General features: G+C 65.7%; 22 protein-coding genes. 18 read left to right on the plus strand and 4 right to left on the minus strand.

What is annotated here, in order from left to right; all coding sequences use genetic code 11:
• Positions 1–5: 5 nt before the first annotated feature.
• On the plus strand, positions 6–1,907 hold the full coding sequence (locus HOP53_RS12635) for a M48 family metallopeptidase (RefSeq protein ID WP_234270358.1): 1,902 nt from the start codon (positions 6–8) through the stop codon (positions 1,905–1,907).
• A gap of 132 nt (positions 1,908–2,039) precedes the next feature.
• On the plus strand, positions 2,040–2,741 hold the full coding sequence (locus HOP53_RS12640; protein WP_234270359.1) for a hypothetical protein: 702 nt from the start codon (positions 2,040–2,042) through the stop codon (positions 2,739–2,741).
• Between the two features lie 100 nt (positions 2,742–2,841).
• Here the strand turns inward: HOP53_RS12640 and HOP53_RS12645 are convergent, their stop codons facing one another.
• Positions 2,842–3,048: a cold-shock protein gene (locus tag HOP53_RS12645; protein ID WP_102626783.1), complete on the minus strand. Its 207-nt coding sequence runs from the start codon at positions 3,046–3,048 to the stop codon at positions 2,842–2,844.
• Between the two features lie 305 nt (positions 3,049–3,353).
• Here HOP53_RS12645 and HOP53_RS12650 point away from each other — a divergent pair, with 305 nt between their 5' ends.
• The gene (locus HOP53_RS12650) at positions 3,354–3,995 is read left to right on the plus strand and encodes a LysE family translocator (protein WP_234270360.1); all 642 of its coding nucleotides are present in this window, start codon (positions 3,354–3,356) and stop codon (positions 3,993–3,995) included.
• Between the two features lie 24 nt (positions 3,996–4,019).
• Here HOP53_RS12650 and HOP53_RS12655 read toward each other — a convergent pair whose 3' ends face one another.
• A complete protein-coding gene (locus HOP53_RS12655; protein WP_234270361.1) occupies positions 4,020–5,972 on the minus strand; it encodes a transglycosylase SLT domain-containing protein in 1,953 nt (650 codons plus the stop codon).
• Between the two features lie 183 nt (positions 5,973–6,155).
• Here HOP53_RS12655 and HOP53_RS12660 point away from each other — a divergent pair, with 183 nt between their 5' ends.
• From HOP53_RS12660 to sixA, 7 genes are all read left to right on the plus strand, one after another.
• Positions 6,156–6,677 (plus strand): PaaI family thioesterase, encoded by a 522-nt coding sequence (locus HOP53_RS12660; RefSeq protein ID WP_234270362.1) that lies wholly within the window; start codon positions 6,156–6,158, stop codon positions 6,675–6,677.
• Positions 6,670–7,140: a PaaI family thioesterase gene (locus HOP53_RS12665; RefSeq protein ID WP_234270363.1), complete on the plus strand. Its 471-nt coding sequence runs from the start codon at positions 6,670–6,672 to the stop codon at positions 7,138–7,140. Before HOP53_RS12660 ends, HOP53_RS12665 begins: the two co-directional genes overlap by 8 nt.
• 92 nt (positions 7,141–7,232) lie before the next feature.
• Positions 7,233–9,137: a molecular chaperone HtpG gene (htpG, locus tag HOP53_RS12670; RefSeq protein ID WP_234270364.1), complete on the plus strand. Its 1,905-nt coding sequence runs from the start codon at positions 7,233–7,235 to the stop codon at positions 9,135–9,137.
• A gap of 242 nt (positions 9,138–9,379) precedes the next feature.
• A complete protein-coding gene (locus tag HOP53_RS12675; protein WP_234270365.1) occupies positions 9,380–10,951 on the plus strand; it encodes a Re/Si-specific NAD(P)(+) transhydrogenase subunit alpha in 1,572 nt (523 codons plus the stop codon).
• 17 nt (positions 10,952–10,968) lie between these two features.
• On the plus strand, positions 10,969–12,411 hold the full coding sequence (locus HOP53_RS12680) for an NAD(P)(+) transhydrogenase (Re/Si-specific) subunit beta (RefSeq protein WP_234270366.1): 1,443 nt from the start codon (positions 10,969–10,971) through the stop codon (positions 12,409–12,411).
• A gap of 120 nt (positions 12,412–12,531) precedes the next feature.
• On the plus strand, positions 12,532–13,605 hold the full coding sequence (locus HOP53_RS12685) for an NAD(P)H-dependent glycerol-3-phosphate dehydrogenase (RefSeq protein ID WP_234270367.1): 1,074 nt from the start codon (positions 12,532–12,534) through the stop codon (positions 13,603–13,605).
• On the plus strand, positions 13,602–14,075 hold the full coding sequence (sixA, locus tag HOP53_RS12690) for a phosphohistidine phosphatase SixA (RefSeq protein ID WP_234270368.1): 474 nt from the start codon (positions 13,602–13,604) through the stop codon (positions 14,073–14,075). The genes HOP53_RS12685 and sixA overlap by 4 nt, the downstream gene beginning before the upstream one ends.
• 22 nt (positions 14,076–14,097) lie before the next feature.
• On the opposite strand, the gene HOP53_RS12695 is transcribed toward sixA, so the two are convergent.
• Positions 14,098–15,045, minus strand: a complete 948-nt coding sequence (locus HOP53_RS12695) for an AEC family transporter (protein WP_086511608.1) — start codon at positions 15,043–15,045, stop codon at positions 14,098–14,100.
• 213 nt (positions 15,046–15,258) lie between these two features.
• Here HOP53_RS12695 and HOP53_RS12700 point away from each other — a divergent pair, with 213 nt between their 5' ends.
• From HOP53_RS12700 to HOP53_RS12710, 3 genes are read left to right on the plus strand one after another with little or no spacing between them, the layout of a single operon-like run.
• Entirely contained in the window at positions 15,259–16,074 is an 816-nt protein-coding gene (locus HOP53_RS12700; RefSeq protein WP_234270369.1) for an alpha/beta fold hydrolase, read from the plus strand.
• Complete coding sequence (locus HOP53_RS12705) at positions 16,071–16,937, plus strand: alpha/beta fold hydrolase (protein ID WP_234270370.1); 867 nt, start codon at positions 16,071–16,073, stop codon at positions 16,935–16,937. Before HOP53_RS12700 ends, HOP53_RS12705 begins: the two co-directional genes overlap by 4 nt.
• Positions 16,938–16,954: 17 nt before the next feature.
• Positions 16,955–18,007, plus strand: coding sequence for a patatin-like phospholipase family protein (locus HOP53_RS12710; RefSeq protein ID WP_234270371.1), 1,053 nt, complete (start codon positions 16,955–16,957; stop codon positions 18,005–18,007).
• A 9-nt stretch (positions 18,008–18,016) separates the two neighbouring features.
• On the opposite strand, the gene HOP53_RS12715 is transcribed toward HOP53_RS12710, so the two are convergent.
• A complete protein-coding gene (locus tag HOP53_RS12715; protein ID WP_234270372.1) occupies positions 18,017–18,595 on the minus strand; it encodes a Smr/MutS family protein in 579 nt (192 codons plus the stop codon).
• A 118-nt stretch (positions 18,596–18,713) separates the two neighbouring features.
• Between HOP53_RS12715 and prmB the strand changes: the two genes are divergently transcribed.
• The 5 genes from prmB (at position 18,714) to phaC (ending at position 23,838) form a co-directional block, all read left to right on the plus strand.
• Complete coding sequence (gene prmB, locus HOP53_RS12720) at positions 18,714–19,664, plus strand: 50S ribosomal protein L3 N(5)-glutamine methyltransferase (RefSeq protein ID WP_234270373.1); 951 nt, start codon at positions 18,714–18,716, stop codon at positions 19,662–19,664.
• Positions 19,665–19,694: 30 nt separating this feature from the next.
• Positions 19,695–20,780 carry a chorismate synthase gene (aroC, locus tag HOP53_RS12725; protein WP_234270374.1) on the plus strand — a complete coding sequence of 362 codons (1,086 nt, stop codon included), beginning with the start codon at positions 19,695–19,697 and terminating at the stop codon, positions 20,778–20,780.
• A gap of 75 nt (positions 20,781–20,855) precedes the next feature.
• Entirely contained in the window at positions 20,856–21,239 is a 384-nt protein-coding gene (locus tag HOP53_RS12730) for a DUF6489 family protein (RefSeq protein WP_234270375.1), read from the plus strand.
• Positions 21,240–21,441: 202 nt separating this feature from the next.
• On the plus strand, positions 21,442–21,870 hold the full coding sequence (locus HOP53_RS12735) for a phasin family protein (protein WP_234270376.1): 429 nt from the start codon (positions 21,442–21,444) through the stop codon (positions 21,868–21,870).
• Between the two features lie 129 nt (positions 21,871–21,999).
• Complete coding sequence (gene phaC / locus HOP53_RS12740) at positions 22,000–23,838, plus strand: class I poly(R)-hydroxyalkanoic acid synthase (protein WP_234270377.1); 1,839 nt, start codon at positions 22,000–22,002, stop codon at positions 23,836–23,838.
• Positions 23,839–23,906: the final 68 nt, after the last annotated feature.

Raw genomic sequence — 23,906 nt, forward strand, 5'->3', positions numbered from 1 at the left:
CTGCGATGGATTTCTTCGGTGCCCAGGCGCAGGCTCGCCGTTTGACCCTGTGGTTAGTGATCCTCCTGCTGATTGCCGTGGTCGGCATGGTGGCAGTCACGGTTCTGGTAGTGACACTGGCAGTGGCGCTGCTCGATGGCGGCCAGCCGGGAGCCGACCCACTGGCCCTGGCGCTCGACCCGCTGCTGCTCGGTGGCGTGTCCCTCGGCGTTCTGGCGGTAGTGATGGCGGGCAGCCTGGCGCGTCACCTGCAGCTGCGTGCAGGCGGTGCGGCGGTGGCCGAGGCGCTAGGGGGCAGGCCGATCAATGCCGATACCCGCGACCCCGACGAGCGCCGGTTGCTCAACGTGGTCGAGGAGATGGCCATCGCCTCGGGGCTGCCGGTCCCGCTGGTCTACGTGCTCGAAGAAGGGGGCATCAACGCCTTTGCCGCCGGGTACGCACCGCAGGATGCCGCCATCGGCGTTACCCGCGGGGCCATTCAGAGCCTCACGCGGGACGAGCTGCAGGGGGTCGTGGCCCATGAGTTCAGCCATGTGCTGCATGGCGACATGCGACTCAACATGCGCCTGATCGCGCTGCTCTACGGCGTTCTGGTGATAGGCCTGGTGGGGCGCATGTTGCTGCGTGGCACGGCGACCCGGCGCATGGTGCGCGGCTCACGCCAGAACAATGCCCAGGTCGTGCTGCTGGGAGCGGGCCTGGCGCTGATGCTGGTGGGTTTCATCGGCACGCTTTGCGGCAACCTGATCAAGGCGGCGGTCAGCCGTCAGCGCGAGTTTCTCGCCGATGCCAGCGCGGTGCAGTATACCCGCAACCCGGCCGGCCTGGCCGATGCCTTGAAGCGCGTGGCGGCGCATACACAGGGCTCCGAGCTGCGTGCGGCGCAGGCCGAGGAGTTCAGCCATCTCTTCTTCAGTCGCGGTGTGTCCGGCCTGCGCGGCTTGACCGCCACCCATCCGCCACTGGCGACCCGCATCCGCCGACTCGAGCCCGAGTGGGACGGCGAGCTGCCCGAGCCGAGGCAGGCGCTGGACGATACGACTGCTGAACCGCCGCAGACAACGCGGGCGGGGCCTGCTGCGACAGCTGCAGGCAGCGCCTTCCTTGCCACAGGCGGGGATGTGTCACAGCGAGTTGGCGAGCCGCGCGACACCGATCTCGAAGGCGCCCGCGGGACCCTGGCCGAGATCGATCCTCACCTGCTCCAGGCCGTTCACGAGCCCTATGCGGCACGCGCCGTCATCTACGGCATTCTGATGGGAGTTGAGCCCGAGAGCCGGACCCGGCAGCGCGAGGCGTTGGTGGAGGCCGCCATGCCGGAAGTGCTGGCGGAGCTAGAGCGTCTCGACCAGCCGCTGCGCGACGTTAGGCCGGGTCAGCGACTGGCGCTGATCGAACTCTGCCTGCCCATGCTGCGCCAGCTGTCGGTGGCGCAATATGCACGACTCCACGAATGCCTCGAGCGCCTGATGGCCGCCGAGCATCGCCCGGGCGCCCTGCAGTGGGCGTTGTACCGGCTGGTGACGGTGGGCAGTCAGGGGGTGGCGTCTGTGCGTGGCCGTCGTCTGCCGTTGACGCAGGCCGCGGATGCCGTGGCGCTGCTGCTGTCGAGCCTGGCCCTGGCGGGAAGTGCCGAACGGCATCAGGCGGGGGCGGCCTTCGACAAGGCAGCCGAACGGTTGGGCATGGCCCTGACGCTGCGGCCTGAGCCATCGTCGCCGGTGGCGCTCGACGCTGCCTTGGCACGCTGCCGGCAGTTGGTGGACACCGAGAGAGCCCGCTTGCTCGATGCCATGCTCGACTGCGTGATGCACGACGGCCATGTTGCGCCGGAAGAAGCCGAACTGCTGCGGGCCGTCGCCTGGTCGCTGGAGTGCCCGCTGCCGCTGGCCACCTTGAATTGAAACGGATGAGGGATCGTTTCTCGCTGTTGTTGTCCAATGCCCAGGAGGGCAAGACCCGGCGGCTTGCAGCGGCTGTCGGGCTCTGCTGGAATAGGGGCCTTTTGCTGGTCTCATATGGATGGGAGAAAGCCGATGGCCAAGACACCCTGGATACCTGCCGCCGTGGTATTGACGCTTGCCCTTGGGCTGGCGGGCTGCGGCGACAACGGCGAAGAGGCTGACGCGACACCTCAGCCCGAAGAGCCGGTCACCGAGGCCGAGCCTGACATCGAGGTGACGGAGGACGAGCCGGAGACGCCACCACCGGCGGCCGAGGAAGAAGTGCCGACCGAGGACGATTCACTGCCGGCCGTCCCGGAAGAGGACGCCGCCGAACTGGAAGCCAACGGCGAGATCGACGCCGACGCCGAGACCCTGGGGGAGTCCCCGGTCGACACGCTCGAAGAGGGCGGTGCACTACCCGGGGAGCCGACGCGCTCCGATATCGATGCCATCATCGAGGACACCGAGCGTCGCTTCGAGGAGGCCCAGCGACAGATCGACCAGCAGTTCGAGGAGGTGGAGCAGAGCCCACCTGCCCTGGAACCCGCAGAGAGCGACACCGATTTCAGTACTCGGCTCGAGCCCATGGAAAACGGCGATGACCGCACGTCTTCCGACATCGAGCGCGAGGCGGAGCGCACCGGCGAGGTAACTCAGTCAGATGTCGACGCCTGGCTCGAGGAGAGCGAGCGTCGCTTCGAGGAGGCGCGTCGTCAGCTCGACGAACAGTTCAAGGAAGCCGAGCGGGGCGAGCCGGAAAGCGAGGCACCGCGCTTCGAGATCGAGGATTGAGCGCCGAGCCGGCCAGGTTCAGGCTGGAAAGAGGAAAAAGGCCCACTCGAGAGAGTGGGCCTTTCGTCAGGCAGACATCAGGTCCAGCCGAGGACGAGCCTCAGTTGGCAAGCCGGATGTTGGAGGCCTGAAGGCCTTTCTTGCCCTGGGTCACTTCGAAGGTCACCTTCTGACCGTCCTGCAGGGTCTTGAAGCCTTCAGCCTGAATTTCGGAGAAGTGCGCGAACAGGTCATCACCGCCGTCGTCCGGGGAGATGAAGCCGTAGCCCTTGGTATCGTTGAACCACTTGACAGTGCCAGTTGCCATTGTCGATTTTCCTTGCTTACTGATTGATCGTACTGGGCACTCGGATTACCGGGGCCCGAAGTGCGTGGCAAGAGAAAAATGTGCGCTTCGGGTGTACCATCATGACTCGCCATGCTTGGCTCGCCTGACAGCGTCACGTCTTTCCACTTTCAAGCCTACGCAGCGGAAGCCACTGTGAGGAAGCGCTAGTTGCAGTGAGTCGCTCGCCCAAGGCTGGCTGGCCGCTCAATCCACTGTAGATAGAAAATATCCTAGCGTCCAGAGAATCTATTGCCTTGCACAGGCATATTTAATGGAGTCCTTATATGGTGGATGCCCAGTTCTGGCCCTTTCTCATCGCCATTACCTTGCTGTCGATGAGTCCGGGGGTGGATACCCTGCTGGTCATACGCAATACCGCCCGCGGGGGCATCCGCGATGGCGTGCTTACCAGCCTCGCCATCTGCTGTGGCCTGTTCGTGCACGCCACCATCTCCGCGCTGGGTATCTCGCTGATCCTGCTGCAATCGGCCTGGGCATTCAGTGCGCTGAAGATGGCCGGTGCGGCGTACCTGATCTGGCTGGGTCTCAACGGCCTGATGGCGGCGCGGCGTGGTATCGGGCTGCCGCTGGGGGCGGTGCAGGGCGAGCGCCAGGCCGTACCGCTGTGGCGCCCGCTGCGCGAGGGGCTGCTCTCCAACGTGCTCAACCCCAAGACCGTGGTCTTTTACATGGCCTTCCTGCCGCAGTTCATTGCACCGACCGATCCGGCGCTGCTCAAGTCGCTATGGCTGGCCGGGGTGCATTTCGTTATCGCCAACGTATGGCAGATCGCCATCGTCTTCATGGTCGGCAGTGCCGGCCGCTGGCTGGGCAGCCGCCTCTTTGCGCAGGCGCTCAACGGCGCCACGGGGGCGGTGCTGATTCTGTTTGGGATCAGGCTGGCGCTGGAACGTCAGCCAGCCTGATCCAGTGCGGGTTGGCGCGACGCCTCAGTTGCGGGCCAGCAGGGAGGCGTCGTAGCGCACCGTCTTCTCCGCCTGGCTGAGCATCGACACGCCCTCGCTGCTGCCACCGTTGGCCAGGCTCTCGAAAATCACCCGATAGGAGAGCACGGCCTGCACGTAGTCGCGCGTCTCGCGGAAGGGAATCGCTTCGACGAACAGGTCGAACTCTTCCGGCGCGTCGCGCAGCCAGCGGTCCACCCGGCCGGGGCCGGCATTGTAGGCCGCGGCGGCGGCCAGGCGGTTGCCACGGTAGCGTTTGGTCATGTCGCGAATATAGGTGCTGCCCAGGCGGATGTTGAGCTCGGGGTCGAGGACGCCATAGGGCCCCGGGTCGCTGATGCCGAGCTGGCGGCTGAGCTGAGTGGCGGTGCCCGGCATGATCTGCATAAGGCCGCGGGCACCGGCCGGTGACAGCGCCACCGGGTTGTAGGCGCTCTCACGCCTGGCGATGCCCATCAGCAGGAAGGGGTCGACCCCGGTCTGCCGTCCCCAGTGGAGGAAGTGCTCGCGATAAGCTTCGGGGAAACGCCAGTCGAGCGCATCCCACAGTTGGGCAGTGATGGTGGTCTGCACCAGCCGCGCATGCCAGCCGCGGCGTTGGGCATAGTCGGCCAGCGCTCTGACCTCGCGCGGCGAGGCGGTGGCCACCGCATGCAGCCATTCGCTGTTGGCCAGCCCATCCTCACCGATGCGCAGCAGGGCTTCGGTGCGCTGTACCGCCGGCCAGCGGGCCACCTCATGGCGGTAGCTCTCGTCGAAGTTGTTGCGCTCCAGGTTCAGCGAGTAGGGGCGACCAATGCGATCCGCGGCGGCGAAGCCGAAGAAGTTGCGTCCCTGGGCGGCCTGGGCATAGGCCACTTCGGCACGCTCGCTGTCGCCCAGCTGCTCATGAGCGCGGGCCTTCCAGTACTGCCAGCGGCTGGCATCGCGGGCGTCTTCCGGCAAGAGATCGACCCAGCGCAGCACATCGTTCCAGTCGCGCTTGGCGAGGGCGTGGCGAATACGCAGTTCAAGTACCCGCGTGGTGGCGATGCGCGGCAGGGCCTCGTCGACCCAGTGCATGTTGTGATCGATGCCACGCACCAGCGAGTAGAAGGCCAGATCCTCCTCGATGGCGTGGCGATGACGCTCCTCGATCGGCAGGTGCGGGGCGATCTTGCGCCACGCTTCGTAGGCGGCTTCGGTATCGGCACGGATGAAGCCGTGCATGGCCGAGACGAACAGCGGACCGCTGCCACGGCACTCGGGGCCTATGCAGGAGGGCACGCGGGTGACGTCGGCGTAGCTGCGCTGCAGGCGCTCCACGGCGTCGATGCCATCCTGCCAGCGGCTGCCCAGCAGACGACCCAGATAGCTGACAAGGCCGCTTTCCCCCTGCTCCCAGGCCAGCATCTTGCGCTCCCAGATATCGGGCTCGCTGATGTCGCCGCTGGCGCGCAGGCGGTCGAACAGGGTGTTGCATGCCGATGGTTGGGAGCTGCCCACGTGCCACAGTCGGCGGCCACCTTCGGCGGCGGCCTGAGGATCGCTGCCGATTAGCGCCGTGTAGTAGTAGCACTGCCGTTCGGCACCGCTGGGCTCGCCATCGGCCACGGCGAGCAGGCTGCCGAAACGTCCGGCCGCGCCGTAGCGAGCGATCGCCTGGCCGCGCATCCAGTCGCTGAGGGGCGAGTCCTGATGGCGCTCGATGAAATCGAGAATCTGGCCGGGCTCGGCCTGGGGCAGGCGGTTACGCAGGCGGTGATACTCCACATAGCCTTCCAGTACATGACCGCTGATGGCGGCCTGATCGATGCGCTCCCACTGCTGGCTGCGAGCGGCATCGAGAGCGCTGCTCAGGGCGCTGTCGCTGGGCTGGGCATGCGCGGTAACGGAAAAGCTCAAGGCCGCTGCGGTGAGCAGGGCAGCCGCACGGTGCAAAGGAAAAAAATGGCGCATGTTGAACGGCCTCCGGAAGGGCGGTGACGAACCTCTGTATCCTGGCCCATTGGAGCCGTTTTGAGTAGACCGTGAGGCCGCTTTCTCGTTCAGCACAGCTCACGTTCCGTCATCGGAACGCTTGTCTCGCCAACGGGCGGCGTCTAGTCTGCGAAATTGGATCAAACGCTTGTTGGGGGAAGGGTGAGTAAATCTGACGAGTTGCATGTAGGGGCTGCTGCGACAGGCCGAAGCCCCGAACGATGGCGAGCCGGCCTGTCCCGCTTCGTCAACGTGATACCGCATACCCGGGAGCTGGGCCTCGAGGTGGTGGAGGTCGCACCGCCCCGGGTGCACATGCGCCTGCCCTGGCGCGACGAGCTGCTGGGAGACACCGAGCGCGGGCTGGTACACGGCGGTGTGCTGACCATGCTGCTCGACACCGTTTGCGGTTCGGCAGTGCTGTGCGGGCTGCCGTCACCGGAAGTCTGCCCCACCCTCGATCTGCGGGTCGACCACTATCGCCCCGCCCTGGCCGGTCAGCCGATCATGGCCGAGGCCCGCGTACTGCGCGTGACCGGCGCCATGGTCTTCACCGAAGGGACGCTGTGGCAGGACCCGCAGCGGCCCATCGCGCGCGGCATCGGCAACTTCGTACGGCTCGGGCCGCGCAATACGCCGCCGGGTTTCGCTGTGGCGCTGTTCGGGGAGGACGACCATGCCTGAAGGATTTCACGACGTGGCCTGGCTCGCCAGGACGCGCGCCGAAGGAGACGTCGCTGCCTGGCTCGAGCGACTTCCCTATGCCCGTTACATCGGCGTCACGGCAACGCCGGACGCTGCCGGCGACGGCCTGATCTTCCATCTCGAGCCGCGTGAGCACAACATCGGCAACGTGCTGCTGCCGGCGCTGCATGGCGGCGTGGTAGCGGCCTTCATGGAAACCGCGGGCACCCTCGACCTGATGCTCTCGGCCAGGGAGCCGCGCCTGCCCCGAGTGGTCGATTTCTCCATCGACTACCTGCGTACCGCCCGAGTGGTGACCACCCACGCCCGATGCCAGCTGCTGCGCGAGGGGCGTCGTCTGGCCAACGTTCAGGTCACGGCCTGGCAGGAAGCGGAGGAGCAGCCGGTGGCCACCGCACGTCTGCATCTGGTGCTGGGAGTACCGGAACCCAACGACGCTTGAAAAGCGGGATGTGGACCCCATATCGCTGAACAGTTCAGTAGTGGCGGTGCGCCAGGCACCGCCGTGGGATCAAGCGATGAGGTAACCGTTCCATGTCCACGACCGCTCACGAGGAAACCCTCGGCTTTCAGACCGAGGTGAAGCAACTGCTGCACCTGATGATCCACTCCCTGTACTCCAACCGGGAGATCTTCCTGCGCGAGCTGATTTCCAACGCCGCCGACGCCTGCGACAAGTTGCGCTATGCCGCGCTGGACAACGATGCCCTGTACGAGGGCGACAGCGAGCTGCGCATCGAGATCGAGCATGACGAGAAGACACGTACCGTGACCGTGCGCGACAACGGTATCGGTATGAGCCGTGAGGAGGTGATCAAGAACCTGGGTACCATCGCCCGCAGCGGCACTGCCGAGTTCCTCAAGCAGCTCTCCGGCGAGCAGCAGAAGGATGCCCGCCTGATCGGTCAGTTCGGCGTCGGTTTCTACTCCAGCTTCATCGTGGCCGACGAGGTCACGGTTCGCACCCGCAAGGCGGGTGGCGACAAGGCCGAGGGCGTCGAGTGGCGCTCCAGGGGCGAGGGCGAGTTCACCGTGGCCGATCTCGAGCGCGAGGTGCACGGCACCGAGATCGTCCTGCATCTTAAGAAAGACGCCAAGGAGTTCGCCGACGATTTCCGCCTGAGGAGCCTGGTGCGCAAGTACTCCGACCATATCGAGGTGCCGGTGCGCATGCCCAAGGTGGAGACTGCCAGGGATGACGAGGGCAACGAGATCGAGGGCAGCGAGGTCACCACCTGGGAGACCGTCAACGAAGCCACCGCTCTGTGGGTGCGCTCCAAGGGTGAAATCTCCGACGACGAGTACAAGGCCTTCTACAAGCACGTGGCCCATGACTTCAGCGATCCGCTGACCTGGAGCCACAACAAGGTCGAGGGCAAGCTCGAGTACACCAGCCTGCTCTACGTGCCGGGGCGCGCGCCTTTCGACCTCTATGAGCGCGACGGCTCCCGCGGCGTGAAGCTGTACGTCCAGCGCGTCTTCATCATGGATGACGCCGAGCAGTTCTTGCCGCTCTACCTGCGCTTCGTCAAGGGCGTGCTCGACACCCGTGAGCTGTCGCTCAACGTCTCCCGCGAACTGCTGCAGCAGGATCCCAAGGTCGAGAAGATCAAGAGCGCGCTGACCAAGCGTGCACTGGACATGCTCAAGAAACTGGCCAAGGACAAGGAGGCCTACCAGACCTTCTGGAACGTCTTCGGCAGCGTGCTCAAGGAGGGCCCGGCGGAGGACTTCGCCAACCGCGAGAAGATCGCCGCCCTGCTGCGCTTCTCCAGCACCCACACCGACAGCGCCACCCAGGACCAGTCGCTGGCCGACTACGTCGCTCGCATGCAGGAAGGGCAGGAGAAGATCTACTACATCGTCGCCGACGGCTTCAACGCGGCGAAATCGAGCCCGCACCTGGAGATCTTCCGCAAGAAGGGCATCGAGGTGCTACTGCTGCACGATCGCATCGACGAGTGGCTGATGAGCCACCTGCACGAGTTCGAAGGCAAGCGCTTCGTCGACGTGGCCAAGGGTGAACTCGACCTCGGCGAGATCGAGGGCGAGGATGAGAAGAAGGCTCAGGAGGAGACCGCCAAGGCCAAGGAGGCGCTGGTCAAGCGGGTCAAGGAGGCGCTGGGCGACGCCGTGCAGGAGGTCAAGGTGACTCACCGGCTGACCGACTCACCGGCCTGTGTGGTGTTGCCTGAGCACGAGATGGGCTTCCAGATGCGCCGCATCATGGAGGCCGCCGGGCAGAAGATGCCCGAGGTCAAGCCGATCCTCGAGCTCAACCCGAGTCATGCCCTAGTGGAGCGGCTCGAGGCCGCCGAGGGCGAGCGCTTCGGCGATCTGGCGCTGGTGCTGCTCAATCAGGCGATCATCGCCGAAGGCGGCCACCTCGACGATCCGGCGGCCTACGTACGCCGCCTCAATGCGCTGTTGACCGCCTGATATAGGTTGCCGACATAGCACTTTGGGCCGCTTTCGGGCGGCCTTTTCGTATCTATTCGTGTCTTCTCACCCACTCTTGACGTAAGCGTCAGCAAGCTTTTTTTTCGCAATTTCAGCTGGATAGTATTGCCCATGCACCGGCAGGTAAGGGCGGCACTGCTGTTGTGCATTGCAGTAAGGTCAGGTATGAATAGTCGGATTGCCTAACTAGAAAGTTCAATAACCATAAAGGGAGATCCAACGTGAAGATTGGTGCACCCAAGGAGCTCGCCACGGGAGAAGCGCGCGTCGCGCTAACCCCTGACAGTGCACAGCTCATACAGAAGCTTGGACACGAGTGCTTGATAGAAACCGGGGCCGGCGTTGCCGCCGGCTTCGACGACGAGGCCTACCGGGCCGTCGGCGTGAACGTGGCGGAGAGTGCCGAAGCGCTGTGGCGCGACGCCGAGGTGGTGATCAAGGTGCGCGAGCCGAGCGAGGCGGAAGCCGACCTGCTGCGCGAGGGTCAGACCCTGATCAGCTTCTTCTGGCCGGCGCAGAACGAGGCGCTACTGGAGCGCTGTCGTGCCAAGGGCGCGACCGTGATCGCCATGGACATGGTGCCGCGGATCTCGCGGGCCCAGAAGATGGACGCGCTCTCCTCCATGGCCAACATCGCCGGCTACCGGGCGGTGATCGAGGCGGGTAACAACTTCGGACGCTTCTTCACCGGCCAGGTCACCGCGGCGGGCAAGGTGCCGCCGGCCAAGGTGCTGGTCATCGGTGCCGGTGTGGCCGGCCTTGCCGCCATCGGCACGGCGACCAGCCTGGGCGCCGTGGTGCGCGCCTTCGACGTACGCCCCGAAGTGGCCGAGCAGATCGAGTCCATGGGCGCCGAGTTCCTGTTCCTCGACTTCGAGGAGGCCCAGGACGGCTCCGGCACGGGCGGTTACGCCGCACCCTCCAGTCCCGAGTTCCGCGAGAAGCAGCTGGCGCTGTTCCGTGAGCAGGCCCCCGAGGTCGACATCGTCATCACCACCGCGCTGATCCCGGGTCGTCCGGCGCCCAAGCTGTGGCTCGAGGACATGGTCAAGGCGATGAAACCGGGTTCGGTGATCGTCGACCTGGCCGCCGAGAAGGGCGGCAACTGTGACCTCACGGTGCCGAACGAGAAGGTGGTCAGCGACAACGGCGTGACCGTCGTCGGTTACACCGATTTCCCGTCGCGCATGGCCACGCAGTCGTCGCTGCTCTACGCCACCAACATTCGTCACATGCTCACCGATCTGACGCCGGAGAAGGACGGCGCCATCGTGCATGACATGGAAGACGATGTGATTCGCGGCGCCACCGTGACGCACCAGGGCGAGATCACCTTCCCGCCGCCGCCGCCCAAGGTCAAGGCGATTGCCGCGGCCAAGCCCAAGGAGAAGGTCAAGGAGCCCACGCCCGAGGAGAAGCGCGCGGCGGAGCTTGCCACCTTCAAAGAGCAGACCAAGCGTCAGGTCACGCTGCTCGGCATCGGCGGGGCGCTGATGCTGCTGCTCGGGCAGATCGCCCCGGCCTCGTTCATGCAGCACTTCATCGTCTTCGTGCTGGCCTGCTTCGTCGGTTTCCAGGTGATCTGGAACGTCAGCCACTCCCTGCATACGCCACTGATGGCGGTGACCAACGCCATCTCCGGCATCATCGTGCTCGGTGCCGTGCTGCAGATCGGCTCGGGTAACTGGATCGTGGTGCTTCTGGCGGCGATCTCGGTATTGATCGCCACCATCAACATCGTGGGCGGCTTCCTGGTGACACGCCGGATGCTCGCCATGTTCCAGAAATCCTGAGCGGCGGAGTGACGAACATGCTAGGACAAGGTTTTGTTTCCGCTGCAGCGATAGCGGCAAGTGTACTTTTCGTGCTCTCCCTGGGTGGGCTGAGCAACCAGGAGAAGGCCAAGCGGGCGGTATGGTACGGCATCGTCGGCATGGCGGTGGCGGTGCTGTTCACCGCCTTCGGCCCCGGCATCGGCAACTACTGGCTGATGATACCGATGATCGTGATCGGCTCGGTGATCGGCTGGAAGGTGGCCAAGCAGGTGGCCATGACCGAGATGCCGCAGCTGGTGGCGGCACTGCACAGCTTCGTCGGCCTCGCCGCAGTGTTCGTGGCCTGGAACGCCGATCTCGAGCGGCGCCGGGTACTGGCCGCCCAGGCGCTGGATACTGCGCATCAGGAGTTCTCCGCCTTCGCCGCCCTGGTGGCGACCAAGGCGCCGGACGAGTTGACCTTCCTGCAGTTGGAGGTGGTTTTCGCCATCTTCATCGGCGCGGTGACCTTCACCGGCTCGGTGATCGCCTTCGGCAAGCTGGCCGGCAAGGTCGACGGCAAGCCGCAGAAGCTTCCCGGCGGCCATCTGCTCAACGCCGGCGCTGCGGCGATCTGTCTGCTGCTGGCAGTGCTCTACCTCAACGGGGCCGGTTTCTGGACGCTGTTGCTGCTCGCGGCGCTGTCGTTCTTCATCGGCTGGCACTTGATCATGGGCATCGGCGGCGCCGACATGCCGGTGGTGGTGTCGATGCTCAACAGCTACTCCGGCTGGGCGGCGGCGGCCATCGGCTTCACGCTCTCCAACGACCTGCTGATCGTCACCGGCGCGCTGGTGGGCTCCTCGGGTGCGATTCTCTCGTACATCATGTGCAAGGCGATGAACCGCAACTTCGTCAGCGTCATCCTGGGCGGCTTCGGCGGTACCCAGGGCCCGGCCGCCGAGATCGAGGGCGAGCAGGTGGCCATCGACGCCGCGGGCGTGGCGAGCACGCTCAACAACGCCGACAGCGTGGTCATCGTGCCGGGTTACGGCATGGCCGTGGCTCAGGCTCAGAACGCCGTGAGCGAGCTGGTGCGCAAGCTGCGTGCCGCCGGCAAGGAGGTGCGTTTCGCCATCCATCCGGTGGCCGGGCGTCTGCCGGGCCACATGAACGTGCTACTGGCCGAGGCGCGGGTCCCCTACGACATCGTGCTGGAGATGGACGAGATCAACGACGACTTCCCCAAGACCGACGTGGTGATCGTCATCGGCTCCAACGACATCGTCAACCCGGCGGCCCAGGACGACCCCAACAGCCCGATCGCCGGCATGCCGGTACTCGAGGTGTGGAAGTCCAGCGTGGTATTCGTCTGCAAGCGGGGCCAGGGTACCGGCTACTCCGGCATCGAGAACCCGCTGTTCTACAAGGAGAATACGCGGATGTTCTACGGCGACGCCCGGGAGAGCATCGACTCCCTCCTGTCGCTGATCGACTGAGTCGGTCGCGGGAGTGTCGTCCCGCACCGAACGTTGGTATGAATGCCTCCGAAAGGGGGCATTCTTCGTTACACTCAGGGCAATTTGATCCGATTCTTTTACCGATTTCGCGGGGCAGACATGGCAGACGAACCCATGCGGGTAGCAGTTCTGGGGGGCGGCAGCTTCGGTACCGCGCTGGCGAGCATCGCCGCCGACAACGGGGCCAGGGTGTGCCAATGGCTGCGAGACCCGCAGCTTGCGGAGCAGATTAATCGGGAGCATCGCAATTCACGCTACCTGCCGGAATACGCCATCAATCCGGCGGTGCGCGCCTCGAGCGACATGCAGGCCGTGCTCGAAGGGGCCGAGCTGGTGCTGGTGGCGATTCCCTCCAAGGCCTTTCGCGACGTGGTGCGGCAGGCGCGGCCCTGGCTTAACGCCGACCAGATCCTGGTCAGCACCACCAAGGGAATCCAGGAGGAAGGCTTCAAGCTGATGAGCCAGATCCTCGAGGAGGAGACTGGCTTTGCCCATATCGGCGTGATATCCGGGCCGAACCTTGCCACCGAGATCGCCCAGAAGCAGCTCACCGCCACCGTGGTAGCCAGCGACGATGCGCTAACCCGCACTCGCGTTCAGCAGGCGCTGAGCTGCGACTACTTTCGCGTCTATGCCAGCAATGACCGCTACGGTGTGGAGCTGGGCGGCTCGCTGAAGAACATCTATGCCATCGCCGCGGGCATGGCCGCGGCGCTGGGCATGGGCGAGAACACCCGCAGCATGCTGATGACCCGGGCGCTGGCCGAGATGGGGCGTTTCGCCGTCAGCCTAGGCGCCAACCCCATGACCTTTCTGGGGCTGGCCGGGGTGGGTGATCTGATCGTGACCTGCTCCTCGCAGCTCTCGCGCAACTATCGTGTGGGCTACGCGCTGGGCCAGGGCAAGAACCTGGACGAGGCGGTTGAGGCGCTGGGGCAGGTCGCCGAGGGGGTCAACACCATCCGCCTGGTACGCGACAAGGCGCAGGCCGACGGTGTCTACATGCCGCTGGCCGAGGGGCTTTATCAGGTGCTGTTCGAAGGCGTGCCTGCGCGGGAGATGGCGCGCATGCTGATGCGTGGCGAGCAGAGCAGTGACGTGGAGTTCGTGCTGCCGCGTGAGGCCGTGCAGCAGGCCCATCGGCGCGTCGAAGCGGGCGAGGAGAAACCATGACGTCGCGTCTCTATGTCATGCGTCATGGCGAAGCCGGCCCGGGCCGGCTGGACAGTGAGCGCGAGCTGACCGTCCGTGGCCACGCCGAGGCCGGGCGCATGGCCGAGTGGCTCGCGCGGCAGTCGCTGGAAGGCGCCCGGCTCTTCAGCAGTCCCTACCGGCGCGCCCGACAGACCGCGGCTCACGTCGCCGGGGCGCTTGGCATCGATGCCGTGGAACTCCCCATTATCACTCCCGACGACTCGCCCGGCGCCGTGTGCGACTGGCTGCTGGACGCGAGCGATGACCGGCCCATCGTGCTGGTTAGCCATATGCCGCTGGTCGGGCTGCTCACCGGGCAACTGGTGGAGGGGCGCTCCGACCGCGGCCTCGCTTTCCCCACCGCTGCCGTGGCCGAGCTCGAGAGCGAGGTGTGGGCGGCGGGGTGTGCCCGGCTGCTGCGCTTCATGGCACCTCACGACGTCTTCTGAGTCAGGTAGTTTTCAGACATAGCTAGATCCAGCCGATTACTTTCAGGGCAAATACCCCCAAGGTAATGGTCACGCTGGCCATCAGCGTGGTCAGGGCGATGATGTTGGCCGAGAGGGCCGCATTGCCGCCCATCGCCTTGGTCATGACGAAGGCCGCGGCTGCCGTCGGGCTGGCGAAGAACAGGAACAGTACGCCCAGTTCACGCCCCTCGAAGCCGACCAGCCAGGCGGCGAGAATCGCGATCACGGGCAGGGTGATCATCTTCATCAGACTGGCGCCCATGGCCAGGCTGCCCGAGGCCCTGATCGAACCCAGCGACAGGGTGGCGCCGATGCAGATCAGCGCCAGGGGCAGCGTCAGCGAGGCGAAGTACTGTCCCGATGTCATCGCCCAGCCGGGCAGGCGCAGCTCCAGCGCTGCCACTGGGATGGCGGCGACCACGGCAAGGATCAGCGGATTGCGGGCGATATGGCTGGCGATGCTGCGCCAGTCGGCGCTCTTGCCTTCCTGATAGGTGGCCAGCACGATGACCGAGAAGGCGTTGTAGGTCAGGATCACCACGCCGAGCAGCAGGCCGCCGGCGGAAAGTCCGTAGTCGCCGTACATGCCGGCCGCCAGCGCCAGGCCGACGATGCCGCAGTTGCCGCGAAAAGCGCCCTGCACGTAGACGCCGCGGTCGGCATAGGGCACGCGCAGAATGGCCCAGCCCCAGGAGAGCAGGAAGCTGCCCAGCGTGGCCAGGGCGAAGAAGGCCAGCATGGCGGGATTGAGCGTGGTATCCAGGTCGGCGCGAATGATGCTGAGGAAGATCAGCGTCGGCATGGTGGCTTTGAACACCAGGCTCGAGGCGGTGGAGATGAAGGCCTGATCGATCCAGCCCAGGCGCTTCAGGCCCAGGCCGATGAAGACCATGGCGAAGACCGGCAGGGTGATCTCCAGGGTGGCGAAAAAGAGTTCGTATAGGCCCATGTCAGCGTGTGAGCCACAGGCCGACGAAGATGGCAACGGTCACGGTGACGAAGAACACAAGGTTACGCGTGCGAGTATCGCGCGGGGGGCGAGGCATGACGGGACTCCAGAACAGGGCGAACGGTATGAAGCGGAGGTCGACTTGGCGGAATAGAGTAAACCCGTTAGCCTGCTATCGCCACTGCCGGCCAGCTCCGACTCCGGATTCTCCTCATGACTGAACGTTCCACCGCTTCGCGACCTCGCCTGGTCTTCGCTCACGCCAATGGCTTTCCCGGCATGAGCTACCGTAGCCTGCTGGCTCCCCTGCATGAGCGCTTCGACATTCACCCCGTCGACCGCCTGGGCCATCATCCCGACTACCCGGTCGGTGCCAACTGGCTGGCGCTGCGCGACGAGCTGCTCGAGCACGTGCTCGACGATGAGAGTCCTGTGATCGGCGTGGGGCACTCCATGGGCGGCGTGCTGATGGCCATGGCGGCGGAGCATGCGCCGCAGCGCTTTCGCTGCGTGGTGATGCTCGACCCGCCGCTGATGCTGGGGCTCGATGCCTGGAGCATGAAGGTCGCCAAGCGCTTCGGCTTCGTCGACCGGGTCACCCCGGCGGGCAAGAGTCACGGTCGCCGGGCCTGCTGGCCCGACCGTGAGGCGATGGCCAATCACTTGCGCCGTCGCGGTCTGTTCCGCCGCTTCACCCCTGAAGCCCTGTACGACTATGTGGAAGGCGGCACTCGGCTGCGTGACGACGGCGGCGCCGAACTGATCTACGACCCGGCGATCGAGACCGAGATCTTCCGCAATCTGCCCGATCACCTGACGCGTTTGCCGCGCCGGCTCAGGATTCCTTTCGGCGTGCTGGTCGGCAGCGACTCCGATCTGATCACGCCCAGGCGCCGCCGCCGGCTGGCTGCCCACGGCATTCCGCTGGCGCCGGTGCCGGGTACCCACATGTTCCCCATGGAGCACCCCGAAGAGACGCGGCAGGCGCTGCTGGCGATGCTCGACCGACTGCTGGAGGGCGAGGCATGAGCGAGGCGCAACCCCTGATCCTGGCCGGCGGTCGCCTGGCAGCACTCGCCTGGGGCGAGCCGAGCGCCCCCACCTGGCTGGCACTGCACGGCTGGCTGGACAACGCCGCGAGCTTCTCCCGCCTGGCGCCGTTGTTGTGCGCACGGCTCGACGTGCGCATCGTGGCGCTGGACTTCGCCGGTCACGGCCACTCGCAGCATAGCGAGGGCGACTACGCTCTGTGGGACTACTGCCATGACTTGCTGGATGCTGCCGACGAGCTGGGCCTAGAGCGCGTGAGCGTGCTGGCCCACTCCATGGGGGCGGGGGTGGCCTGCCTCACCGCGGCGGCGCTGCCGGAGCGCATCGAGCGGCTGGTGCTGGTCGATGGCCTGGGCGCCGTGACCACGCCTGCCGGGGATAGCGCCGCTCAACTGCGCAAGGGGTTGCGTGCCGCCAGGCGCACGAGGTCGGCGGCGCCGCGCTATCCTGATAGCAGTACCGCCGTGGCGGCACGTGTGGCCGGTGGCGTGACACCGATCGATGCCGAAACCGCGACGCCGCTGGTGGAGCGCAATCTTGTGCGGGAGGCCGATGGCCACGTGCGTTTGCGTACCGATGGCAGGCTGCTTTGGCCTTCACCGCTGCGCCTGAGTCCGGAGCAGGTACTGGCCCTGCTCGGTGCGATCCAGGCGCCGGTGCTATTGATCGAGGGCGAGAGGGGCATATTGGCCGAACGCGAGAACGCCCAGGCGGCGCGTGCGGCAGTCCCTCATCTGATGCGACAGGTATTGCCGGGCGGGCACCATCTGCATCTGGAGCCTGACAGTGTGGCCGCGGTGGCGCGAGCCATCGAGACGTGGCTGGAACCGCGTCGAACTTGATCTCGGGGAGAGGTGAGATGAGCAGCAGTCTGGCGATGGAACAGGGCAAGCGCGTGGCGCTGACGCTGGGCAGCGGCGGGGCGCGCGGCTATGCCCATATCGGCGTGATCGAGGTGCTCGAGGCACGAGGCTACGAGATCACCGCCATCTCCGGCTGCTCCATGGGAGCGGTCATCGCTGGTGTGCATGCCGCGGGCCAGCTCGAGGCCTATCGCGACTGGGTGTGCCGGCTCGATTACTTCGACGTGCTCAAGCTGGTCGACGTCACCTGGAGCCCGATGGGGGCGATGCGGGCCAGCAAGGTGATGAGCAAGCTCGAAGAGCTCATCGGCGATATCCAGATCGAGGATCTGCCCATCCCACTGACCACCGTCGCCACCGATTTGGCGCGCCAGCGCGAGGTGTGGTTCCAGTCGGGTCCGCTGCTGCGTGCGATCCGTGCCTCCATTGCCATACCGGGGGTCATCACGCCGGTGCACATCGGCGACAGCACCCTGGTGGACGGAGGCTTGCTCAACCCCCTGCCGATCACGCCGACGGTATCGTCGCATGCCGACATGATGCTGGCCGTCAACGTGACCGCCCATAGTGCCCGCCCGGTGACGCTGAACGACCTGATGCCCACAGAAGAGCAGGAAGCCGCAGAAGCGCAGGCCGTGGCCAAGGGCTGGATGGACGTGCGCGGCGCCACGCGTTGGCTGTTCGAAGGGTTCGGTACCGCGGAGCAGGAGGCCGATTCGGCGGACGGCAAGAGCGAGCGCACATCCAATGGGCGTCGGGCCTGGGGGCGGCTCGACATGATCCTGGCCTCATTCGACATCACCCAGGCGTCGCTGGCCAAGTACAAGATTGCGGGCTACCCCCCCGACGTGCTGATCGAGGTGCCCAAGACGGTGTGCGGGGCCTTCGAGTTCCATCGCGCCGAGGCGCTGATCCGCCTGGGGCGTCATCTGGCCATGGAAGCGCTGGATCGTTACGAGGGGCGCACGCAAAGCGGCCATGGCGGCGCGGGGGGCATCATCGTCGAGCCGCCGCAGATGCCGACCGAACGCGAGTCGGGTGGCGGTTAGCGGTAGCGCTCAGGCATCGACGCCTCTGCGACGCAGCAGGACATAGACGGCGCCGGTGCCGCCATCGCTGTCCCGGGCCGAGCAGAACGCCAGCACCGTCGGCCACTCGCGCAGCCAGGCGTTGACGTGGCTCTTGATCACCGGGTAATCCGCCGTGCTGCCCCACGCCTTGCCGTGAACCACCAGCACGCAGCGCATGCGACTACCCACCGCCTCCTTGAGAAAGCTTTCCAGCTCCAGGCGCGCCTCGTCGAGGCTGTAGCCGTGCAGGTCCAGCCCTGCCTCCCAGGCGATCTGGCCGCGCTTCAGCTGACTGCGGGTGCGGTAGGGCAGGTCGGGCAGGGCGAAGTCGAGGAATTCCGAAGGGCGCACCGGCTCCACGCGGCCATCGCTGGTGCGACTGGCGCTCTCCGTTGTGTCGGCGGCCACCGCCGCAGCGCGACGTTCTGCCGCCGCCGGGTCGCGACGCTTGGGCCGCCCCGGGTCGGCACGATTGACGGCAATGCGGCGCACGCCGGCCTCACGCAGTGCCTGGCGAAAGGCGTTGCTGTCGTCGTCATCGTCGTCGGGGGGGCGGCGTTGGCTCATGCGGGGCTCGGGTGGTGTCGTCGAGCGGCCAGTATAACGGCCTGAGCGTGGCTGTGAACCGCCAGTCGCCGCGGGTACAATCGGGGCATCGAACCCAACCGACTGTGCAGGACCTTTCGTGGCCAACTCCACCGATTCCCGCTCGACCCTGACCCTGGACGACGAGGCGCTGTGTCGCGACCTCCTCACGCTGCGCGATTACCTGCGCTGGGCCGCCAGCGAATTTCACCTGGCCGGCCTGCATCATGGCCACGGCACCGACTCCCCCTGGGACGAAGCCGTGGCGCTGACGCTGGGCGCCTTGCACTTGCCCTGGAACGTCGACCCGGCGGTGCTCGAGGCACGCCTGCTGCCCGTGGAGCGAGCGCGTATCGTCGCGCTGGTGCGTGAGCGCATCACCTCGCGCCGGCCGCTGCCTTATCTGCTGGGTGAGGCATTCTTCGCCGGTTTTGCCTTCGACGTCGACGAGCGGGTGCTGATACCACGTTCGCCCATCGCCGAGCTGATCGAGAGCGGCTTCGCCGCCTGGTTCCCCGAGGAGCCGCCGGCGCGGGTGCTGGATCTATGCACCGGCTCGGGCTGCATCGGCATCGCCACGGCGCTGCACCTGCCCACCTGCGAGGTGGACCTTTCCGACATCAGCACCGACGCCCTGGCCGTGGCCAGACAGAACATCCAGCGCCACGACCTGGGCGTTCGGGCGCGGGCGGTGCTCTCCGACCTGTTCGAGGGGCTGGCCGGCCAGAGCTACGATCTGATCGTTTCCAACCCGCCCTACGTCGATGCCCGCGACCTTGCCACCATGCCCGTCGAGTATCGTCACGAGCCGGCGCTGGCACTCGGCGCCGGGGCCGACGGCCTCGACATCGTGCGCCGTATCCTGCGCGAAGCGCGGCGCTACCTGACCGATCACGGCGTGTTGATCGTCGAGGTCGGCAACTCCGATAGTCATCTGGAAGCGGCCTTCCCCGAGGTGCCTTTCCTGTGGCTCGACTTCGAGCGCGGCGGGCAGGGCGTGTTCGCCCTCACCGCTGCGGAACTCGACGCCCATGCGGCGTCCTTCGCCTGATCCAACCCTACGATATCGGGAGGCACGCCCATGTCCGGCAACACCTTCGGCAAGCTGTTCACCCTCACCACCTTCGGCGAGAGCCACGGCCCGGCGCTAGGCGCCATCGTCGACGGCTGCCCGCCGGGGCTGCCGCTTAGCGAAGCCGATCTGCAGCACGACCTCGACCGTCGTCGTCCCGGCACTTCGCGGCATACCACCCAGCGTCGCGAGCCCGATCAGGTGCGCATTCTCTCCGGAGTGTTCGAGGGTGTGACCACCGGCACCGCCATCGGCCTGTTGATCGAGAACACCGATCAGCGCTCCAAGGATTACGGCAATATCAAGGATCAGTTCCGTCCCGCCCACGCCGACTACACCTATCACCACAAGTACGGCATTCGCGACTATCGCGGCGGCGGTCGTTCCAGCGCCCGGGAAACCGCCATGCGCGTGGCCGCCGGCGCCATCGCCAAGAAGTACCTGGCCAGCCAGGGCATCAGCGTGCGCGGCTACATGAGTCAGCTCGGCCCGCTGGAGATCGCCTTCAAGCAGTGGGAGTCGGTCAACGACAATCCCTTTTTCTGCCCCGACCCCGAGCGCGTACCCGAGCTCGAGGCCTTCATGGACCAACTGCGTCGCGATCAGGATTCGGTGGGCGCCAAGATCACCGTGGTGGCCGACGGGCTGCCGCCGGGGCTGGGCGAGCCGGTGTTCGATCGCCTGGACGCCGATCTGGCCCACGCCCTGATGAGCATCAATGCGGTGAAGGGGGTAGAGATCGGCGACGGCTTCGCCGCGGTGGTGCAGCGTGGCAGCGAGCACCGAGACGAGATGACGCCCGAGGGGTTTCTCTCCAACCATGCCGGCGGCGTACTCGGCGGTATCTCCTCGGGGCAACCGTTGATTGCGCATCTGGCGCTCAAGCCCACTTCCAGCATCACCCTGCCTGGGCGTAGCATCGACGTGAACGGCAACCCGGTCGAGGTGGTGACCAAGGGGCGCCACGATCCCTGTGTGGGCATCCGCGCCACCCCCATCGCCGAGGCGATGATGGCGCTGACGCTGATGGATCATCTGCTGCGTCACCGGGCGCAGAATGGTGACGTAAGAGTCGAGACGCCGGTCTTGCGTTGAGGAGCATCGGCAGCGGGTGCGTTGCGTATTGAGCCGAGTTGCTACACTGAAAGCACACTGAAGCAGAGATGAGCCATGAAGATAAACGTCGAGTTCGACCTGACGCCCGAGGAGTTTCGTCGTGCCCTGGGCCTGCCCGATGTGGAAGCCTTTCAGCAGGAGCTGCTCAACCGGATCCAGAAGCAGATGGAGTCCGGTGTCGAGGGGTACGACCCCATGAGTCTGATGAAGCCATTCCTGCAGCAGGGGTTCTCCCAGGACATGAGCCAGGGGCTTTCCCAGGGGCTGGCCAGCTTCGGCACCTATCAGCAGATGATGCTCGACATGCTGCGCCAGGCCGGTAGCTCGATGGGCAAGGCGACGCAGGAGCCGGCGGCGGAGGCTGAACCCAAGCGCGCGGAGAAGTCGGCCGGCAAGACGGGAACGGCCAAAGCGAGTTCGCGTTCTCGGCGTAGCTGATGCCACAACGGCGCTCTTCGTTCTGCGGCAGTGGAAGGGTATTGCAGCGAGAGCCTGGTCAGGCTACGATTTGTGCGGTGCAGCATGAGCGCCGCCTCATACCGCGCCCGGCTTCGCGTCGGGTATCGCAGGCGGCTGAAGATTGACCGATCCCGGTGCGCGCTGCTACCCGCATGTTCACGGTCCACAGGAGGTTGCCCCCATGCAGGACAAGATGCTCGATGAATTCAATCAGCAGACGCGGCGGTTCTTCGAACCCATGCGCAAGCTCAACTCGCTGATGCTCGGCAATATGGAGAAGATGACCGAGTACCAGCTCGAGGCGATGAAGCGCTACAGCCAGATGGGCACCGAGCGCATGCGCAGCGCTTCCGAGATTCGCGATGCCCAGGACCTGCAGGCGTTCGGCGCCCAGCAGGCCGAGATGATGAACGAACTCTCGCAGCAGATGATGGAAGATGCACAGGCGCTGGGCGAAATGAGCCAGCAGTTCCGCGCCGAGCTGGAGCAGCTCTTCGGTGAGGTCAGTCAGGAGCTGAGCGATACGGCCAAGCAGGCGGAAGCGAGTGCCAAGCCGGCTGCATCGACCAAGACCGACGCTCCGGCCAAGGCCACGTCGCGCAAGAGCTGAAAGTCATTCGACCGCTTCGGGGTCGGTAGTCGCCGACCTCTCCACGGGGCTGATGTCGCGCTCCGTGGAGGCGCTCGGTTGGGCGCACGCATCGAATCGAAGAAGAAGGTTCTCATATAGGAGAGGGCGATGCAGTCAGGGGACGAGGTGTTCTCCCAGGCCGAACTGGAAGAGTGGAACGAGCAGCTCAAGGAGATGGGGCAACATTATCAGGCCCTGATGCAGGAACTGCTCGAGCGCATGGCGCCCGATGCAGCCGCCGACTCCATTCAGGCCGACATGCGCGAGGCCTTCCAGGCCGGCGCCGAGTCGCTGATGCGCAATCCTCAACTGCTGTGGCAGACCCAGGCGCGCCTCATCCAGGACCAGTACCAGCTGTGGCAGCATGGCCTGCAGGCGCTGAACGGGAATCTGGGCGAGCCGCTGGTGGCACCACCCAAGAACGACCGACGCTTCAAGGACGAGGCCTGGCAGCAGGAGCCTTTCTATCGTGCCATCCTGCAGCAGTACCTGCTGTTCTCCGGTGCCGTGGAAGAGCTCGTCGAGCAGCTCGACGGCCTGCCCGAGAAGCAGAAGCGCAATCTGGCGTTCTATGCCCGCCAGATGGTCAATGCCATGGCGCCGACCAACTTCGTCACCACCAACCCCGAGGTGATGCGCCGTACCCTGGAGACCAAGGGCCAGAACCTGATAGAGGGTCTGGCCCAGCTGCGCCGTGACCTGGCCAACTCCGCCGATGGGCTCAACGTGGCCATGACCGACCGCAGCGCCTTCGAAATCGGGCGCAACATCGCCGTGACGCCCGGCTACGTGGTCTACGAGAACGAGCTGATCCAGCTGATCCAGTACACACCGACCACCGATACGGTGTTCAAGACTCCGCTGCTGATCGTGCCGCCCTGGATCAACAAGTACTACATCCTCGACCTGCGTCAGGACAACTCGCTGGTGAAGTGGCTGGTGGATCAGGGTCATACCGTGTTCCTGATCTCCTGGCGCAACCCGGGCCCGGCGCAGCGCGACCTGAGCTGGGCCGACTACATGCAGATGGGACCGATCGCCGCCATGGAGGCCATCGAGCAGGCCTGCGGCGAGAAGTCGGTCAACCTGCTCAGCTACTGCATCGGTGGCACCCTGACCGCTTCTACCGTGGCCTATCTGACCAGCACCCGGCGCGGGCGCAAGGTCAAGTCGGTCACCTACATGGCCACGCTGCAGGACTTCCGCGATCCCGGCGAGCTCGGCGTACTGCTCAGCGAGCCGATCCTGCAGGGGATCGAGGCACGCATGGAGCAGGACGGCTACCTCGATGGCCGCTCCATGGCCTATACCTTCAACCTGCTGCGCGAGAACGACCTGTTCTGGTCCTTCTATGTCAGTAACTACCTGAAGGGCGAGAATCCGGCGCCGTTCGACCTGCTCTACTGGAATACCGACGGCACCAACCTGCCGGCCGGCACCCATGGCTGGTACCTGCGCCACATGTACCTGGAGAATCGTCTGGTGGAACCCGGCGGCATCGAGCTGGATGGGGTCAAGATCGACCTGCGCAAGATCTCCACGCCGAGCTACTTCGTCTCCACCCGCGAGGACCACATCGCCAAGTGGAACAGCACCTATTACGGTGCGCTGCTGCCCAAGGGGCCGGTCACCTTCGTGCTGGGCGGTTCCGGCCACATCGCCGGTATCGTCAACCCGCCTGCGCGCAACAAGTACGGCTACTGGACCAACGGCGAGCTGCCCGACGATCACGAAACCTGGCTTGCCGGTGCCGAGTTCCACGAGGGCTCCTGGTGGCCTCACTGGCAGCAGTGGATGACCGCAGGCGGTTACGCCGATGCCGACAAGATGGTGCCGGCACGCCAGCCGGGCGAGGGCGAGCTCAAGCTGCTGGAAGAGGCGCCGGGGCGCTACGTGCGCATGACCATTCCCGAGGTGCTGGGCGAGGTGCCGGCCAAGCCGGAGTGATCCACCACTGCCCAACGCAACGAGGCCCGCTGATGCGGGCCTCGTCGTTGATTGGGTTTTCTGATAGA

This window comes from Billgrantia ethanolica (assembly GCF_021404305.1).
GTDB lineage: Bacteria > Pseudomonadota > Gammaproteobacteria > Pseudomonadales > Halomonadaceae > Halomonas > Halomonas ethanolica.